The 17,082-nt window shown below is 34.6% G+C and carries 19 protein-coding genes and 2 pseudogenes; 10 read left to right on the forward strand and 11 right to left on the reverse strand.

What is annotated here, in order from left to right; all coding sequences use genetic code 11:
- Positions 1-77 precede the first annotated feature (77 nt).
- Positions 78-680: an HD domain-containing protein gene (locus FS802_RS05755; protein ID WP_000400773.1), complete on the forward strand. Its 603-nt coding sequence runs from the start codon at positions 78-80 to the stop codon at positions 678-680.
- Positions 681-705: 25 nt separating this feature from the next.
- On the opposite strand, the gene hfq is transcribed toward FS802_RS05755, so the two are convergent.
- Both hfq and FS802_RS05765 read right to left on the reverse strand, forming a co-directional pair.
- Entirely contained in the window at positions 706-894 is a 189-nt protein-coding gene (gene hfq, locus FS802_RS05760) for an RNA chaperone Hfq (protein WP_098653822.1), read from the reverse strand.
- 50 nt (positions 895-944) lie between these two features.
- Positions 945-1,163 carry an aspartyl-phosphate phosphatase Spo0E family protein gene (locus FS802_RS05765; RefSeq protein WP_033656016.1) on the reverse strand — a complete coding sequence of 73 codons (219 nt, stop codon included), beginning with the start codon at positions 1,161-1,163 and terminating at the stop codon, positions 945-947.
- Positions 1,164-1,402: 239 nt separating this feature from the next.
- Between FS802_RS05765 and FS802_RS05770 the strand changes: the two genes are divergently transcribed.
- The 7 genes and pseudogenes from FS802_RS05770 (at position 1,403) to FS802_RS05800 (ending at position 6,195) form a co-directional block, all read left to right on the forward strand.
- On the forward strand, positions 1,403-1,522 hold the full coding sequence (locus FS802_RS05770; protein ID WP_000120179.1) for a YjcZ family sporulation protein: 120 nt from the start codon (positions 1,403-1,405) through the stop codon (positions 1,520-1,522).
- A gap of 165 nt (positions 1,523-1,687) precedes the next feature.
- A complete protein-coding gene (locus tag FS802_RS05775) occupies positions 1,688-2,155 on the forward strand; it encodes a VOC family protein (RefSeq protein WP_098653823.1) in 468 nt (155 codons plus the stop codon).
- Between the two features lie 5 nt (positions 2,156-2,160).
- A pseudogene (locus FS802_RS05780) lies at positions 2,161-2,319 on the forward strand (MFS transporter); the annotation flags it as partial.
- Positions 2,320-2,470: 151 nt separating this feature from the next.
- Positions 2,471-3,526: pseudogene (locus FS802_RS05785) on the forward strand (MFS transporter); the annotation flags it as partial.
- Positions 3,527-3,654: 128 nt separating this feature from the next.
- Positions 3,655-4,104: an ArsR/SmtB family transcription factor gene (locus tag FS802_RS05790; protein ID WP_098653824.1), complete on the forward strand. Its 450-nt coding sequence runs from the start codon at positions 3,655-3,657 to the stop codon at positions 4,102-4,104.
- A 19-nt stretch (positions 4,105-4,123) separates the two neighbouring features.
- The gene (locus FS802_RS05795; protein WP_098653825.1) at positions 4,124-5,344 is read left to right on the forward strand and encodes an MFS transporter; all 1,221 of its coding nucleotides are present in this window, start codon (positions 4,124-4,126) and stop codon (positions 5,342-5,344) included.
- Between the two features lie 125 nt (positions 5,345-5,469).
- Complete coding sequence (locus FS802_RS05800) at positions 5,470-6,195, forward strand: sulfite exporter TauE/SafE family protein (RefSeq protein ID WP_098653826.1); 726 nt, start codon at positions 5,470-5,472, stop codon at positions 6,193-6,195.
- 94 nt (positions 6,196-6,289) lie between these two features.
- On the opposite strand, the gene FS802_RS05805 is transcribed toward FS802_RS05800, so the two are convergent.
- From FS802_RS05805 to FS802_RS05820, 4 genes are all read right to left on the reverse strand, one after another.
- Positions 6,290-6,874, reverse strand: coding sequence for a DJ-1/PfpI family protein (locus tag FS802_RS05805; RefSeq protein ID WP_098653827.1), 585 nt, complete (start codon positions 6,872-6,874; stop codon positions 6,290-6,292).
- Between the two features lie 86 nt (positions 6,875-6,960).
- Positions 6,961-7,695 (reverse strand): oxygen-insensitive NADPH nitroreductase, encoded by a 735-nt coding sequence (nfsA, locus tag FS802_RS05810; RefSeq protein ID WP_098653828.1) that lies wholly within the window; start codon positions 7,693-7,695, stop codon positions 6,961-6,963.
- A gap of 212 nt (positions 7,696-7,907) precedes the next feature.
- A complete protein-coding gene (locus FS802_RS05815; protein ID WP_070168618.1) occupies positions 7,908-8,225 on the reverse strand; it encodes a magnetosome magnetite crystal formation protein family in 318 nt (105 codons plus the stop codon).
- 148 nt (positions 8,226-8,373) lie between these two features.
- The gene (locus tag FS802_RS05820) at positions 8,374-8,952 is read right to left on the reverse strand and encodes a YdcF family protein (protein ID WP_070168617.1); all 579 of its coding nucleotides are present in this window, start codon (positions 8,950-8,952) and stop codon (positions 8,374-8,376) included.
- Positions 8,953-9,112: 160 nt separating this feature from the next.
- On the opposite strand from FS802_RS05820, the gene FS802_RS05825 reads away from it, so the two are divergent.
- A complete protein-coding gene (locus tag FS802_RS05825; protein WP_000923940.1) occupies positions 9,113-9,778 on the forward strand; it encodes a DUF421 domain-containing protein in 666 nt (221 codons plus the stop codon).
- Positions 9,779-9,814: 36 nt separating this feature from the next.
- Here FS802_RS05825 and FS802_RS05830 read toward each other — a convergent pair whose 3' ends face one another.
- Both FS802_RS05830 and FS802_RS05835 read right to left on the reverse strand, forming a co-directional pair.
- Positions 9,815-11,170 carry an MATE family efflux transporter gene (locus FS802_RS05830; protein WP_098653965.1) on the reverse strand — a complete coding sequence of 452 codons (1,356 nt, stop codon included), beginning with the start codon at positions 11,168-11,170 and terminating at the stop codon, positions 9,815-9,817.
- Between the two features lie 144 nt (positions 11,171-11,314).
- Entirely contained in the window at positions 11,315-12,145 is an 831-nt protein-coding gene (locus tag FS802_RS05835; protein ID WP_000925912.1) for a MerR family transcriptional regulator, read from the reverse strand.
- A gap of 268 nt (positions 12,146-12,413) precedes the next feature.
- Between FS802_RS05835 and FS802_RS05840 the strand changes: the two genes are divergently transcribed.
- On the forward strand, positions 12,414-13,577 hold the full coding sequence (locus FS802_RS05840) for a cation:proton antiporter (protein WP_000344995.1): 1,164 nt from the start codon (positions 12,414-12,416) through the stop codon (positions 13,575-13,577).
- A gap of 63 nt (positions 13,578-13,640) precedes the next feature.
- Here FS802_RS05840 and FS802_RS05845 read toward each other — a convergent pair whose 3' ends face one another.
- From FS802_RS05845 to FS802_RS05855, 3 genes are all read right to left on the reverse strand, one after another.
- On the reverse strand, positions 13,641-13,919 hold the full coding sequence (locus tag FS802_RS05845) for a DUF3986 family protein (RefSeq protein WP_141545914.1): 279 nt from the start codon (positions 13,917-13,919) through the stop codon (positions 13,641-13,643).
- Between the two features lie 80 nt (positions 13,920-13,999).
- Positions 14,000-15,349, reverse strand: coding sequence for an aspartate aminotransferase family protein (locus FS802_RS05850; RefSeq protein ID WP_141521295.1), 1,350 nt, complete (start codon positions 15,347-15,349; stop codon positions 14,000-14,002).
- A gap of 180 nt (positions 15,350-15,529) precedes the next feature.
- The gene (locus FS802_RS05855; RefSeq protein WP_001027731.1) at positions 15,530-17,080 is read right to left on the reverse strand and encodes a solute symporter family protein; all 1,551 of its coding nucleotides are present in this window, start codon (positions 17,078-17,080) and stop codon (positions 15,530-15,532) included.
- Between the last annotated feature and the right edge of the window lie 2 nt (positions 17,081-17,082).

The following is a 17,082-nucleotide window of genomic DNA, read 5'->3' on the forward strand; positions in this document are numbered from 1 at the left end:
ATCGCAATATACTCATAGAATTGACACATTTCATTTCTATATTAGAATTATAGTATGGAAATATGAGGAGGATCACGATGGAACATAACATTTTACAAGTCATTGCACTAGCAGAAAAACTAAAATATGAAATGCGACATAGCTGGCTTTCTAACGGACGTCAAGAAAGCGTTGCTGAACATACGTGGCGCATGTCTCTAATGGCCATTTTAGTCGAGCCTTATTTAGATCAAAAAGTAAATATTGAAAAATTACTTAAAATGGTTATCATTCACGACCTAGTCGAGGCAGAAGCTGGTGATATTCCTGCTTTTGATACAATGAATAGTCATGAATTACAATTACAAAAACAAAAAAATGAGCAAGAAGCCATTTTAAATATTAAACGAACATTAAAAGGTTCTCTCGGTGAGGAATTATATGATTTATGGATGGAGTTTGAAGCGAAAGAAACGTACGAAGCAAAAGTAGCTAACGCACTTGATAAACTTGAGGTGAAAATTCAGCATAACGAAGCTGATATTGATACGTGGCTACCAATCGAGCATAAAATGACATTCCAAGTGGCAAAGCATACAAACTTTGATTCTTTCCTATCTAAATTACAAAAAATCATCGAGCAAGATGGAGAAAAGAAATTACTAGCTGCCGGCATTGACGTGGAAGCTTGCAAACGATAATGAAAAGACACTCAATTTGAGTGTCTTATTTCATTATCGTTGATACAGCCTGCTTGTAAATCAGTTGTTGTTTTCCATCAACTAACATTAAAACGGTAAATTTGTCTATTGCAGCAACTTCTCCTACTATTCTAACGCCACTCTTTAAAAAAATTGTAACAATACCTTTTTCTTCTTTTATTTGTTTATATAGCTCTTCTTGTAAATGTTCCAAATACTTTTCTCTCCTTTTTCACAAAGTATCTTAATATAAAAAACTACAAATTATTTATGTACTTTATCTTTTACATTCATAAACTTATTAATAAGTATATCTAAATCTCGGCTAAATAACAAAACTTTATCATGTTCCAATCCATGTCTAGCAACAAGTTGAATTAGCTCTTTTTTTTTGTTTTCTATTTTATTGTGTAATTTTCCCATCTCCATCTCTTTACTAAAACTCCCTTTTCCCATAATATTACTTGTAAAATTATAGTACAAATCCTCTCATAAAAAAATATAAAAATGGTTTTTTTTACAATTTTTATACTTTTTTATGAACAAATCGCAAAATATATAACGATTTCTTCACATATCCCTAGCTCAATATACAATCAAAATGACCATACAGGCGTTTGTCTAATTACAAAAGAGACTGGCTCCTTTTCCATACAAAAAACATACTGTATATAGTAGTCCATGAATTATATAGATTAACTTACTCAAAAGGAGGAAAACATATGAGCTATGGTGGAAGTTGCGCTGGTTTCGGCGGTGGATTTGCTTTGCTTATCGTACTATTCATCCTTCTAATCATCATCGGATGTAGCTGCTGGGGTGGCGGCGGATACGGATACTAATATATCCTATCCTTAACAAATGAACGAAAAACTATACGAAAACAGCTCATATTTGAGCTGTTTTTTCATACTTTCGTATGAAGTGATATCCCTCTTTTTTGTGATTTCAACTAATAAAAAAACGTTTACTATGAAATAAGAAATATTTTACTAAGGAGGATTACAATGATTAAAGGTCTTTACGAAGCACATTTACCTGTCCGGAACTTAGAGATATCAATATCTTTTTATGAATCACTTGGACTGAAATTATATAAAAGAGGAGATGATATTGCTTTCTTTTGGATTAAAGAAAACGAAAGTTGGCTCGGTCTTTGGCAAGGCACAGAATACAAAGTTAATTATCATCCCTCTTTACGACACATCGCCTTTCAAGTAAGCTTACATGATTTAGAAAATGCGATTCATTGGCTAAATCAAAAAGGAATTTCAGCACGAAAAGATCTTGGAATGGAACCAATTGAACCGATTGTTTTTCCAGAATTAGCACATGCCGCCGTATACTTTAACGATCCTGACGGAAATAGTTTAGAATTAATTGCACAATTACCTACTGGACTTCCTACAGCAGAGAAAGTGTACTTAAGCAAGTGGAAAAAACAAGTTCAAGCATCATCATTACATAAAGATTAAATTTTATGTCAGTTTCTTATTCCACACTTCTAAAAACAAATAAAAACTTCAATAAATTATTTTACGGGCAAACGTTAAGTGTACTTGGAGATTGGTTTCATACTGTAGCTTTATTAACATTCGTCTATAGCATGACGGAATCTCCATTTATGATTGCACTCACCTTTACCCCGCATTAACGGGCAGTAAGACCCCCACCTCAAAATTCAACGAAAGCCAAGAAGTTACATGTGGGATCAACTGCCCGTAAAGCCCGATTGGTTCAACTAATAATCATTGAGGGATGAACAAAACCCCCAATGATTAAAGTTTCACTTTATAAGTAAAGGATTACCTCAACTTCTTCTTAGCCCTTTCATAGGTGGAGTTGTAGATCGTTTTCCTAAAAAGAAGATTCTTATTTTTACCGATATTTTACGAGGCATAATCGTCCTCACTTATTTATTTGCACTATATAAAATTGAGATTATTTTCATTTCTAATATATGTTTATCCGTACTTTCTTGTTTATTTGAGCCGGCTAAACAAGCAACCTTAAAAAATGTCGTACACCAAAATCATTTCGTAACTGCTAACTCTCTTTCTAGTACAATTAATAGTTTTATGTCTATTATGGGTGCTTCTTTAGGCGGAATCCTTGCACAATCTTTACATATTGAGTTCGCTTTTTTAGTAAATAGCCTGTCATACTTTATTTCAGCCTATTTTATCTATACTATGAGTGTCCCTTCTCATGATACTTGTAACAAGAAAAAAACATTTTTCACTGATATAAAAGATGGTTACACATACATATTACAAACAAAAATTATTTTAACGTTAATTCTTGTCGGCATTTCATGGGGCATGATTGGAGGCGCTTATCAGCTACTTCTAACGATCTATGCCGAAAAAATTTTCCACACCAACATTGGAATTTTATATACGGTTCAAGGGGCTGGGCTTATGATTGGAAGCCTCCTCGTTAACCTTTATATATCTAAAAATGAAGAAAAAATGAAAAAAGTATTCGGTTGGGCCTATTTCCTACAAGGAATTTTCTTTCTCGGATTCATTTTGTCCAATCAACTTATTATCGGTATCATTACATTGCTCTGTATGCGCATAGCAGGAGGAATCATCGTTCCACTTGATACGACATTACTTCAAACTTATACGAAGGAAAATATGATGGGTAAAGTTTTTTCATTCCATTATTCCATTTACGGATCTCTTATTCAGCTATCTATGTTTTTTACTGGAGCGCTTTTAGAAGTCCTTTCTCCGCAAGTTATTGGTAGCCTTTTAGCTATCTGCTGTATTTTTGTTAGTTTTATATGGCTTTACCTGTTTTATCGCGGGAAACTGAGTAAAGAATCCACTATCACTTAATAGCATGTTTATGGACATGCTATTTTTATTTATGTCGAAATATAAAGGAAAAAGGCGATTTATTTTCCTTACGTTCTAATTTTTTAGAATGTACAATAAATTTAGATCATAAGAAAGGAGATATCATAATGTTTGACGATAGACTTACTATTTCAGCTGAGCAGCAGAAGCTCATTTCTAATGCAACTCGCATTCAAATTCTTCACCTTTTAAAAGACGAGGCACTCACTGCAAAGCAAGTAGCTACTAAACTAAATAAATCTGCTGGTAGCGTTCATTATCACGTTCAAATTTTATATGATGGAGGATTACTGGAATTAGTAGAAACGAAAGAAAAACGAGGAATTATTGAAAAATATTACAAGGCAAAATCTGCTCATTTCTATATTGAAGAAAGCGGCACAGAAGGAACGAATACAGGCAGTCATATTGTATCTCATTTATTTTTAACTCCAGAGGAATTACAACAGCTTACTTGGGAAGTTACACAAGTTTTATTACGCTGGGAAAACAAAACCGCTCGTCAATCAAACTCCGAAGAGGAATACTCTATTTCCTGCAGGATTAAAAAACAATGAAAGAAAGGTCCAACTGCTCATGAAAAATAAATTATTATTATTGTCGGGAACAGGAATTTCTCGTTTAGGTGATTTTATGTATCTCATCGCCCTAAACTTAATGGTGTTAAATAGCACAAACTCCCCTGCTGCTGTAGCAGGATTATGGATTGTAGGTCCAATTGCCACCGTTGTTACAAAAATATGGTCTGGTAGTATAGTAGATCGATTAAACAAACGGTCCATTATGCTCATCACAGATATAATTCGGGCAGCTCTTATTGGCTGTATTCCACTATTTGATTCTATTTGGGCCATTTATATTTTTATCTTTTTAACTCGCATCGCTACATCATTTTTCGATCCAGCTTCATTCACTTATAAAACGATGCTCATACGAGCTGAAGAACGCGCTCAATTTAACGCTTGGAATAGCTTATTTACAAACGGGGCTTTTATTATCGGTCCAGCTCTTGCTGGAATACTTCTCACCACGTACTCAGCATCCTTTGTGATTTACTGCAACTCACTTTCCTTTCTACTTTCTACCATTCTCATTTACTTCTTGCCAAACATTACACTACAAACAAAACAAAACGAAGAAGTTGCAAATACTTTCGTACAAACATTACGAAGTGATTGGAAACAAGTTTTTTCATTCGCTCGAACTGAAAGTTACATTATTCTCATATTCGTTTTATTTCAAGCTACTATGCTTGTCTCTATGGCACTCGATTCACAAGAGGTTGTTTTCACAAAACAAGTACTGTTTTTATCCAATATAGAATATAGCATGCTTGTTAGTATAACTGGTGCTGCTTACGTTTTCGGTTCATTTCTTGTTTCTCTCTTTGCTAAACGATTACCAATTCAACATTGTATCGGATTAGGTATGATTTTCACAGCAATAGGCTATGTAATTTTCGCCTTTTCAAATTCATTTATAGTTGCAGCGAGTGGTTTCATTTTACTTGGCATTTCTTCATCATTTGCTGGTACTGGCTTTATCACATTTTATCAAAATAACATCCCTGTACATATGATGGGACGTATTGATAGCGTATTTGATTCCATAAAAAATTTTATCCAAATCTTTTTCATTTTAGCAATTGGGGCATCCGCACAATTTCTTTCCGTTCAAATCACTGTAATAAGCAGCTCATTACTCATTCTTTTCCTTTCCTGTTTATTAGCAATCCGTGTAATGACGCCTTCACGAGAAAAATATTTTAAAGCTACAGGGTCATCATTGGAATATTAACCGCAGCATAAAAAGCGGCTATTTAGCCGCTTTTTTCCCGTATTAAAGGTCAGTAAGCCCCCACTGATTAAAGTTTCACTTTATGTTAAAATATGTATTGGATCTGATTATGTAGGAGGGCTATTTTGGAGATTATATTCATTTTCATATGTATTATATTAGTAGCTTCTATTTTACAAACAAGTACAGGTTTTGGCTTTTCTATTATGGCAACACCTTTCTTACTCATGTTATTTCTACCACAAGAAGCTATACAAATAAATATCATTTTATCATTAATTATTTCCATATCACTCATCTGGAAAATAAGAATGGACATTGATTTTATTCTACTGAAAAGATTAATTTTCGGAAGTATAGTTGGTGTTCCTTTTGGTATTTTAATTTTCACTTCCATTAACATCAACACATTTAAATTAGCAATTAGCATCCTGCTCTTACTATTAACGTTGATGCTAATATGCAACTTTAAAATTAAATCAACAAAATCTCGAGATTTCTTAGTGGGTGGATTATCCGGTCTTTTAACGACAAGTATCGGTATGCCCGGACCTCCCCTGTTACTGTACTTTACAGGAACTGATACGAAAAAAGAAAAGTTGAGAGCAACTACTTTAGCTTTTTATCTATTTATATATTTCATTAGTCTACTAACTCAAATACTCTTTACTGGCACAAACAAAACAATTTGGGAATCAAGTTTGTATGCTATTCCAATCGTATTTTTAGGTTTGTATATAGGTCAAATTATTTTCAAATGGCTTAATCAACGGATTTTTAAAATATTTACGTACATCCTTTTAAGTTGTACGGGTATGTATCTTCTTATTGAAAGTTTACATTTGTTATAAGTAAGTTTTCCAAAATAATATATGCTTTAGATTGTACAAAAACATATAGACTTAAACGATAAAAAGCGGCTATTATGCCGCTTTTTATCTTCACTTAAACTAACGTTTCATCACAAACCTCTGTTACATTTTTAAAGTATTGCAAGTTCTCCTTCACTTCAGCTTCGTTAAATAAATTGAGCTGCTTCATTATTTCAGCAGCAAATTCCACGTACGCAGATCCTACCGCTGTTATGATTTTCCCATCCACAGTTACATCTTTATTTTGTTTATATTCCCATTCATGTAAATGCGTTAAGTATTTTTCACCTGATGTTAATGATGTTGAGAATTTCTTCTTATTAAGCACTCCTGCCGCATGTAGTAAAGATGTTCCTGCACAAATACCTGCTATCCATTTATTTTGCTTATGTAATTCGTTCACGATAGATAACAATTGTTCATTTTCTAAATGATCAAAAATATGCCCTCCTGGTACGATAAACACTTCATAATCCGCTACTTCAATATGCTCGATAGAGACATGTGGTTGACACAAAAAACCACCTTCTCCTGTAACTGTTTTTCCGTCTACTGTTGCCGTTATTATTTCGAATTCCTTACTGATCAAAAATAAACTCGCTATATTCACTTCAAATTCTGCAAATCCATCAAATAAAAAGATTAAAGCTTTTTTCATATTATCCCCTCCCTCTATACTTATTCGAAGACAATGACCTTTCTCCTCCAAAAAAGGCAAACCTGCATTCAGGTCTGCCTTTTTACTCATTTCTTATTAAATCCTTTTTCATGTAAAAACTCTTTCATATGCATTCTTTTTTCTTTAGACATAAACGAACTCATTGATTCCGTCCATGTTACATTTTTCTTGTTTGCTGATCTTTCTTTGTAATACGAGCTCATCGTTTCATCGTATTCGTTTAACAATTCATCATATTTCTTTTCATCATACCCATTTTCATGAAGAATTGCTGCTACTGGTAAACGTGGTTTCACTCCATGATTTTCATCTGGTACACCAACTGTCATTCCGAATATAGGATATACTTTATCTGGTAAATGAAGCAATTCACTCACTTCTCTCGGGTTATTACGAATACCACCAATATAACAAATACCGTATCCTAACGATTCTGCTGCTAACGCTAAGTTTTGTGCAAAAAGTGAAGTATCTACCGTCGCAACGATAAAGTCTTCTACTCCTTCATGCTTAATCTCTGTACCATGCTGTTCACATGCCATTTCAAGTCGTTTTAAATCTGCACAACAAACAAAGAATGCTGCACAGTCTTTCACGTGACGATTTCCAGATAACTCTGCTAGTTTAGCCTTTAGGTCTTGATCTGTTACATATATAACAGAATACGCCTGTACAAAATGTGAAGAAGCGGCATGCTGCGCAGCTTGCACCATTCTTTCTACTACATCTTTCGGAATTGATTCTTCTTTATATTTACGAACTGAAACGTGTTGCTCCATTTTATGTATGATCTCATTCATGAAAAACACTCCTTTTTTCTCTTCATATTGAAAAATTAACATATCTTTTTTAATATTCACAACTTATAAGCACAAAAAGAGCAATTCTTTTTGAATTGCTCTTTTTTAAAACGTCTATTAGTACGGTAAATGAAATTATATAGATGATTTTCCGAATATATCGACTTACCAACAAATACCGACAGGTTTACATCAAATTATTTCTTGTCTTATTACGCTGTTTTCAAAACTTTAACACCTTTTACGATATTCCAAATGAAGTAATAAATCCCTACAAGAATGAACACCGCATATGTGATCATCATTCCAATTCCAGCACCATCGGATTGATTGAAGCTTAAACCATATATGCCGGATACTGCTAATCCACCAAATAAAATCGCATACGGGAAAATATGTGACCAAAATGCTTTTTTCGCGTGGTATTTCACTTCATCCTCCGCAACGAAGTACACGATAATTGGCAGTAAAAATGGTGCAAAAAAGATACTAAAGTAACATAGTGAAGATAATATATTATTTCCTTTCATCCGATTCACCTCTAAATAGTTTTTGTTATCTTCATTATGTCAGGAATCGGTTCTAGAAACTATCGCTTTACCTTTCATGAACATGACATATTTGTAAGATTTTCATCAAAAATAATCCCGACTGGACTTCCAGATGGGATTACTTTTTCTATATTCGATTCATAAACCAATATTGCGTAATAGCTAAATACTCTCGTATATTCGATGGAATGACAATTCGCTTCGGTGTTTCGGCCGGAAGACCTTCTAATTGTAAACCTTGTTTTGCTGCTATTTTTTTCGCTCTAAACATATGGAAATCGTTTGTTACGATCATTCCTTTTTTCATATTGTCTGGAATTAACGGTTTTGAGAATTTAATATTCTCATCTGTACTCGTTGACTTATCTTCCATTATAATGCGGTCTTCTGCAATTTTTAGTTTCATTAATCCATTTTTCATTGCTAATGCTTCTGAAATATCTTCTCCTTTTCCTTTCCCTCCAGATACTATAGCAATTGTTTTCTCATGTGATTGTAAATACTCAGCTGCTTTATCAATACGATATTGCAATGAGTACGACGGTTTCGTTCCGTTCACTTTCGATCCTAATACAATTATATAATCTGCATCGTAGGTAGCATTCATTTGCCCATGCTTATATATGTTATATTGTAAAAATCCCACATAAACGGCGCAAACCATTATAATTCCTATCATATACTTAATTATTTTCTTCTTTTTCATATCCATATACTCCTAAGTTCTTTGCTTCTTTCATGATAATATCCATTTATTTGTTTGTATACAGACAAATTCCAATTCACCCTAATTTATCCTCTGGAAAGTAATATTTATATTTCTTTCGGGAACAGTAAGTACAACTTTGCACGAAGGAGTGTCTCTATTGCTTCTCTTTTTATGTAACGTATCGTTCTTTTTCATCTTATTTTTACTATCACTTAAAATGCTCGGTAAATCTGCTTTAGCACAACTAACTCCTCATGATTTTGGTGCTATTATCTTTTTATCTTATTTAGCTTTTCAGGCCATACCAGTCTCTGGTGCTTTGCAAGCTTTTCTCGGTATGGTCGTTATTACATGTTTACATTTGCTTCTTACAAAATTAAGCTTACTAAACAAACTAAATCGTTTTATTCTCGGGCATCCTATCATTTTAATTAAACATGGTGACATTATTTTTGAGAACTTACAAAAAAGTAGATATCCAATCGCTGAACTTCTATCTAACCTTCGCGTCGCAGGATATCCAAGTGTTCACGAAATTGAATATGCTATTTTAGAAGCGAATGGAGCCATTAGCATTTTACCAAAGCGTGAACTTGTACCATTAACTCCAAAAGATTTGAACATAGATGTTACGTATGCCGGATTACCAATTGCCCTTATCGTTGATTCGCAAATTCAATACGATAACTTAAAGTTAATTCATAAGGACGAAAAATGGTTATATAAAGAATTAAAAGAAAAGGGCATCACTAATATTAAAAGCGTTGCTTTCGCGTCTGTTCAAGAAACAGATGGATCTTTTGCGATTAGTTTAAAAGCATAAAAAAATCCCCTTACTTGCTCAAGGGGATTTTCTTCATTATATCGCTTCTTTCTCTCCCGCCCTATTTAATGGAACAGGATGTTTCATACGATTCATCGTAAATACGATAATCGCTGTCAATACTTCAGCTACTGGCATAACGAGCCAAATTCCATTTATCCCAAATAATTTTGGCATAATCCATAATAATGGAATAATAAATAATAACCCTCGGCTCATTATAATAAGTACTGATTTTGTCGTTTGTCGCACTGATTGGAAGTACTCTCCATACACAATGTTATAGCCTAAAAATACATATTGGATAAAGAACAAGCTAATACCCGTTAATGTTAACTCCAATAACTCTGGAGATTGGACATCAAATAGACCAATAATATATTTCCCGAAGAATAATCCGACAATTATTGCAATGCCACCGAGTACTACCGCAATTTTTACAGCGAACTTTAATCCTTCACGTAATCTCTCTGATAAATTTGCACCATAGTGAAAACTAGCGATTGGTTGCAATGCAGCACCCACACCGAAGAATAGTAATAATGTCATCGCATGAATACTATTCACCATCGCATAAGAAGCGACTCCTACTTCTCCTGCATATTGAACGAACGCGATATTAAAACCAATCGTTACTATCGCTACTGTACTTTCTGCTGTAAAGCTCGGGAAACCAATTACCATAATTTGTTTAACTGTATCCCATTCAAAATGGAATTTCGTCCACTTTAAAATACTACTTTTTCTAAAGAAGTGCGTTAATAATACAAGGAAGCCCATCGCTGCTGAAAGAATAGTCGCTGAAGCAGCACCTGTTACGCCCCATCCAAAGATGAAAATAAAGATATAGTCAAACACTATATTTAATATAGCCGTTACAACTAGACCTGCCATTGCTAAATTAGGATTTCCATCATTTCGTATAAATGTACTTAAAATATTTTCTAAAACGTATATCATTCCAAATGTTAATAACACGTGTAAATAGTCTAACGCATACGGTAAAATCACTTCATTTGCACCGAATAAGTATGCTAAATCTTCTATTCTCCATAAGCAAATCGCTGCTAAAACACCTACGATAATTACTGCTACCGTCATGGATTGAGTAAAAATAGACCTTGCTCTATCTAATTTATTTTCACCTAGTGCAATGGAATATAACGTTGCCCCGCCCATTCCAATCCATAATGAAATAGAGAAGAAAATTGAAAACGCTGGAATAGCCACGTTTACTCCTGCTAAGCCGTTCGCTCCAACTCCCCGACTAATCATAACCGCATCAATCACAATATTAACTGACATTAATACCATTCCAAGAACAGCTGGTATTAAATATGAAATAAATAAACTTTTTATCGGTTTTTCTCTTAACTTTTCTGTTGTCTCCATCATATAAATGCTCCTTTTTCAATGCTCTGTTCATAGTTTAAACCTTCAAGTTACTTGAAGGTCAATAGAGAATTAAAAAATAGGTAACTGAATTATCGTGTTTCATGCCAATTTGTAATGATACGAGTCCTACAACTTATTGCTTTATTTTTTCATTATAGGAATTTGAATTTCTGTTACTTGTTCCTCTGGGTTGTCTGTTACAGACCAATCAATTAATGCAATCTCAATCGCATCTCCACTTACTTCGTACCCTTCTTGATCAATATATTTCATTAACTTCCTATATGTTTCATCCGTTTCTTCATATGGTCCATGATGATATACACAGGCGAACATGCCTTCTTTAATTTCATCTGAACTATGTATTTGAAAAGGCATGTAATCCAAAAGAATAAAAACACTGCTATATGCTTGAAACTCATTTTGCATTAATCCTTTTTTTGCCACCGTTACACCGATATCTCCAGAAAATAAGCTATCATCCATTTGCCTCATATTTTTTTGCAATGAATGAATATAGTACTCAAACATATCATCCGTCGTATTCGGGGCAACCGCAATTGCTGTAATTTTTCGCTGCGGAATCTCTTTAATTACCATTTGTTCAGCTTTTGCTTTTGTTGCTTCCTTAATTAAATGAATTCTATGTTCCATTTTCGCCAAAGCATACTCAATTTCTCTTTGTTTTTTCAACATCATTTCTTGTTGTTTTTCCAGTAAATTGAGTGCGTATGCTGGATTTCTTTCATCAATATATTTCTTAATTTCCTTTAATGGAATATTTAATTGGCGTAAAAATTTAATCGTATCTAATAGTGAAAATTGATCGATTGTATAATAGCGATAATTTGTTTGCGGGTCCACAATGGACGGATGAAAAATCCCCTTTTCATCATAATAGCGTAAAGTAGATTCCGCTATATTATGCATTTTTGCCATTTCTCCAATTGTAAAACGTTTATTTAATAACATATACCCTTCTCCAATTCATAAAAAATGTAGCCTTATTTCTTCTTATTATATAGTGATTCCCTCCATACCTAAATCGAATCCTATCATGAAAATCTGCTATTTTTTCATTGATTTTTCATACATTTTATTATATATTAATTACAGGTTCAAATTACGAGTTCAAAAGAACTCGTAATCAGACCCTTTGTTTAATGGGTTTTACATATTTTCATTAGGCAAATTCCGAGAAATCGTATGATAAAAATAAAAATGATGAGGAGAGGAACCGATGGATTTCGAATTTTTCTTTCAAATTGCACTTATTTTATTAAGTACAAAGCTTGCTGGTGATCTTAGTGTTAGACTAGGTCAACCTTCTGTACTAGGTAAATTAATTGTCGGTATCGTTATCGGTCCAGCTATATTAGGTTGGATTGAAAATTCAGAGCTTCTAACACAATTAAGTAATGTCGGTGTTATTCTTTTAATGTTTATGGCAGGACTTGAAACAGACTTAGAGGAATTAAACGCAAATCGTAATTCTTCTTTAGCAGTTGCACTTGGAGGTATCATTCTACCATTCGTAGGTGGTTACATTTCTGGTCTTGTTATGGGAATGGAACAAGGAAATGCTGTATTTTTAGGATTACTTCTATGTGCGACAAGTGTTAGTATTTCCGTACAAACACTTCGTGATTTAGGAAAGATGAAAACACGTGAAAGTACAACTATGCTTGGCGCAGCTGTATTTGATGACATTCTTGTTGTTATTTTATTAGCATTTGCAATGAGCTTCTTAGGTACAGACGATGTTAACTTAACAATGGTTATCTTGAAGAAAGTTGTATTCTTCGCTTCTATTATTTTAATCGGATGGAAAGGTGTTCCTGCAATCATGCGCTGGTTATCACCACTGCGCGTTTCTGAGTCTATCGTGAGCGCGGCTCTTATCATCTGTTTCTCATTCGCATATTTCGGCGAATTATTAGGAATTGCTGGTATTATCGGTGCTTTCGCAGCTGGTATCGCTATTTCTCAAACGAACTACAAGCATGAGGTAGAAAAGAAAGTAGAACCAATCGCTTACGCTATGTTCGTTCCAGTGTTCTTCGTAAGTATTGGTATGAATATTACATTTGACGGTATTGGTAATCAAATTTGGTTCATCCTAGCATTAACAGTAATCGCTGTATTAACGAAATTAATCGGTTGTGGATTCGGTGCACGTATGACTGGATTTGACGCTAAGTCTTCTGCCATTATCGGTGCTGGAATGGTTTCTCGTGGTGAAGTTGCACTTATCATCGCAGGAACAGGACTTTCTTCAGGTCTATTAGCACAAGATTACTTTACAGCTATCGTTATTGTCGTTATTTTAACTACAATGATTACACCACCAATGTTAAAATACACTTTTGGTGCAAAAGATAAAGCAATGAAAGCAAGTAAATAAGTTTCATATAATAAAAGGAGATTACTATCTTATAAGATAGTAATCTCCTTTTTCATTGTATCTTTAAACAATCTCGTTCTTTTTTAACCATTTTTCAAAAATAATTCGCGCTTCTTCATCATCAATATCATTACTAAATGAATACACCATAATGCCGTAATCATCTATATATTCACCTAGCTTCATTTTCTCCACTTTCTTGTAAAAATCGTCTACCTCATAGTGCGGAATATAAGCATCCCAAACTGGCTCTTTTATTCTTTTGTACGCCGTCACCTCTAAATCATGTCCATCTTCATAATATCCGATGTGATAATGTTGACTAGGATCATATTTCTTCATAATAATTCCCCTCCCTTTGAAAATTTATCATATTTCACATAATAAACAAAAGCGAGCCGTAATACGGCTCGCTTCGTTCATTAAATGCGTTCCATCGCTGTCTTCAACGTTCCAACAACAAAGGCAATTTCTTCACCTGAGATAACAAGCGGTGGTGCTAACGTTAAGACGTTATTATATCCTGCTGTTGTCATGCCGTTTCGTCCTATAATTAACCCTTTTTCTTTACAAGCATTTACAACACTTGCAATTTTGTCGTTATCAATTGGCTCTTTCGTCTCTTTATCATTTACTAGTTCGATTCCAACTAGTAGACCTTTCCCTCTAATATTCCCAACAAGTGGATGCTCTCCAATTTCTTCTTTTAATTGCTCTAATAAAAGCGAGCCCATTTGTGCAGATCGCTCAATTAAATTTTCATTTTCCATAATCTCCAAGTTTTTAAGCGCTAATGCACAAGCCGCAGGATTTCCACCAAATGTATTAATATGACGGAAGAATTCATATTCTCCCTTCCCTTTAAATGCTTCATATATTTCTTTTTTTACAGCTGTCGCTGATAACGGTAAATATGCACTCGTAATCCCTTTTGCCATCGTAATAATATCCGGCTGAACGTCATAATTCATAAATCCAAATGCTTTTCCTGTACGTCCGAAACCACAAATCACTTCATCGCTAATGAGCAAGGCACCGTGTTTTTGACACGTTTCATGAACAGCTTTCATATAGTCTTGTGGCGGCATTAAAATGCCTCCGCCCGTAATAATTGGTTCCATAATAAAAGCTGCAATCGTTTCACTTAATTCCCATGTCATAACGCGATCTACTTCTTTTACACATTCTACATCATAAATGTTCTCTCTTTCTATTTCAGGCATACGATAACAATCTGGCGGCGTTACATGTAAAAATCCTGAAGCAAATGGCTCATATTGATATCTACGCTGTGCTTGTCCCGTCGCTGCCATCGTTGCCATTGTATTTCCATGATACCCGCGGTAACGTGACATAAATTTATAACGATGCGGTTCACCTTTTTGAGCATAGTATTGCCTTGCTATTTTAAAAGCCGTTTCGTTCGCTTCTGAGCCACTATTAGAGAAGAAAATAACATACTCTCCTCCAAGCCACTCATTTAATTTTTCTGCAAGCTTTATAGCTGGTTCATGCGATTGTGACATCGGAAAGTATGATAATGTTTGTAATTGCTTATATGCCGCCTCTGCGAGCTCTTTTCTGCCATATCCACTATTCACACACCAAAGACCACTCATACCATCTAAATATCTTTTCCCTTCTATATCTTCAACCCAGCACCCTTCTGCTTTTGCCCCTACCATTGTACTATTTGGACTAAAGGGACGCATTCCGTGCCAAACATATTGCTCATCTTTTGCTAATAATTCATCAGTCTGTTTCGTTTTCATCATTTCTTCCACCTTCCATAACAACTTATTTTTCACAAAAGCTGCGCTGGTGCCATGATGATTTAATTTTCTCCCTGCTTATTTTCATTCCACAAAATTAAGACAAAATCCTACTTACAATACAGTAATATTTACAAGAAAAAAAGAGCTTTTCTTATATATCGAAAAGCCCTTCTCTTTTTAATGTGACGATGCATCACTAACACCATGACCTGTATTAGATTTCACAAGAATCTCATCAAATTTCGCAGCATCTTCTTTCTTACTAGATAACACGGTTCCTAAATATGCTGCAAGGAATCCAAGCGGAATTGAAATAATTCCAGGTGTCGTATATGGGAATATCGATTCCCCAACAAATATAGCTTTTCCAGCTACAGGGTTCCAAACATTTGGACTTAACGCTACAAGAACAATTGCTGATACAAGACCAACAACCATACCCGAAATGGCACCTGTTGTATTGAAGCGCTTCCAATATATTGTGAATAATATAACTGGTAGATTTGCACTCGCTGCAACTGCAAATGCTAATGAAACTAAAAATGCTACGTTCAATGTTTGAGCAAATAACGCTAGTATAATGGATAATACCGCTACTCCAATAGACGCATAGCGAGCCATTGACACTTGCTCTTTTTCCGTTGATTTCCCCTTGCGAATAATTTCATTATAAAAATCATGTGCGAATGCTGATGCTGCTGTTAATACAAGTCCTGCCACTACCGCTAAAATAGTTGCAAAGGCAATTGCTGATACGAAAGCAAATAAGAAATCTCCACCTAACGCTTTAGCTAATAAAGGTGCTGCCATATTACCAGCAGGGTTTGCTTTCATAATTGCCTCATTTCCTACAAACGCCGCTGCTCCAAACCCTAAGAAAATCGTCATAATATAAAATGCGCCAATTAACCACGTAGCGTATACAACAGATTGACGTGCTGTTTTTGCATCACGTACTGTAAAAAAACGAACAAGAATATGTGGCAATCCAGCTGTACCAAGAACTAGTCCTAAATTTAAAGACAGTGTATCAAGACCATCCTTATACTTTACTCCTGGATTTAAAAACGAATCTTTTAACGGAGTAGCAGTTTTCATTTGCGCGAACATTTCAGTCACACTAAAATTAAATTTGGAGAAAACAATAACAGAAATAATAAATGTACCAGCCATAAGTAATACGGCCTTAACAATTTGTACCCAGCTCGTCGCAGTCATGCCGCCAAAAATAACGTACACTGTCATTAATGTACCAACGATTAAAACGGATGTCGTATATTCGATCCCTAATAATAATTTAATAAGTGCACCAGCCCCAACTAATTGTGCAATCATATAAAAAATCGAAATCGTCATCGTATTAAGCGCTGCAACGCCGCGAACTTTTTTCGCATCAAAACGTGCCGCAATCATATCCGCTAACGTGTACTTCCCTAAATTTCTAAGCGGTTCTGCAACAAGGTATAGAACAACTAAATAAGCAACTAAAAAGCCGATACTATAAAAGAATCCATCAAACCCAGTTAATGCGATCGCTCCTGCTATACCAAGAAATGATGCAGCAGACATGTAATCTCCCGCAATGGCCAGACCATTTTGCCAACCAGTTAATCCCCCTCCAGCTGTATAAAACTCACTCGCATTTTTCGTTTTCTTCGACGCAAAATAAGTTATGACGAGTGTACCAAGAACGATGATTAAAAATAATGCAAAAGCGGTTATATTCAAAG

This window comes from Bacillus sp. DE0042 (genome assembly GCF_007680225.1).
Classification (GTDB): domain Bacteria; phylum Bacillota; class Bacilli; order Bacillales; family Bacillaceae_G; genus Bacillus_A; species Bacillus_A wiedmannii.

Bases quoted from the DNA above. Each gene is read 5' to 3' on its own strand.
- FS802_RS05815 (WP_070168618.1), bottom strand. From the start codon at position 8,225: ATGAAAGGAAATAATATATTATCTTCACTATGTTACTTTAGTATCTTT.
- FS802_RS05775 (WP_098653823.1), top strand. From the start codon at position 1,688: ATGATTAAAGGTCTTTACGAAGCACATTTACCTGTCCGGAACTTAGAG.
- nfsA (WP_098653828.1), bottom strand. From the start codon at position 7,695: ATGAATGAGATCATACATAAAATGGAGCAACACGTTTCAGTTCGTAAA.
- FS802_RS05770 (WP_000120179.1), top strand. From the start codon at position 1,403: ATGAGCTATGGTGGAAGTTGCGCTGGTTTCGGCGGTGGATTTGCTTTG.
- FS802_RS05755 (WP_000400773.1), top strand. From the start codon at position 78: ATGGAACATAACATTTTACAAGTCATTGCACTAGCAGAAAAACTAAAA.
- FS802_RS05845 (WP_141545914.1), bottom strand. From the start codon at position 13,919: ATGAAGAAATATGATCCTAGTCAACATTATCACATCGGATATTATGAA.
- FS802_RS05790 (WP_098653824.1), top strand. From the start codon at position 3,655: ATGTTTGACGATAGACTTACTATTTCAGCTGAGCAGCAGAAGCTCATT.
- FS802_RS05795 (WP_098653825.1), top strand. From the start codon at position 4,124: ATGAAAAATAAATTATTATTATTGTCGGGAACAGGAATTTCTCGTTTA.
- FS802_RS05850 (WP_141521295.1), bottom strand. From the start codon at position 15,349: ATGAAAACGAAACAGACTGATGAATTATTAGCAAAAGATGAGCAATAT.
- FS802_RS05835 (WP_000925912.1), bottom strand. From the start codon at position 12,145: ATGTTATTAAATAAACGTTTTACAATTGGAGAAATGGCAAAAATGCAT.
- FS802_RS05820 (WP_070168617.1), bottom strand. From the start codon at position 8,952: ATGAAAAAGAAGAAAATAATTAAGTATATGATAGGAATTATAATGGTT.
- FS802_RS05805 (WP_098653827.1), bottom strand. From the start codon at position 6,874: ATGAAAAAAGCTTTAATCTTTTTATTTGATGGATTTGCAGAATTTGAA.
- FS802_RS05830 (WP_098653965.1), bottom strand. From the start codon at position 11,170: ATGGAGACAACAGAAAAGTTAAGAGAAAAACCGATAAAAAGTTTATTT.
- FS802_RS05840 (WP_000344995.1), top strand. From the start codon at position 12,414: ATGGATTTCGAATTTTTCTTTCAAATTGCACTTATTTTATTAAGTACA.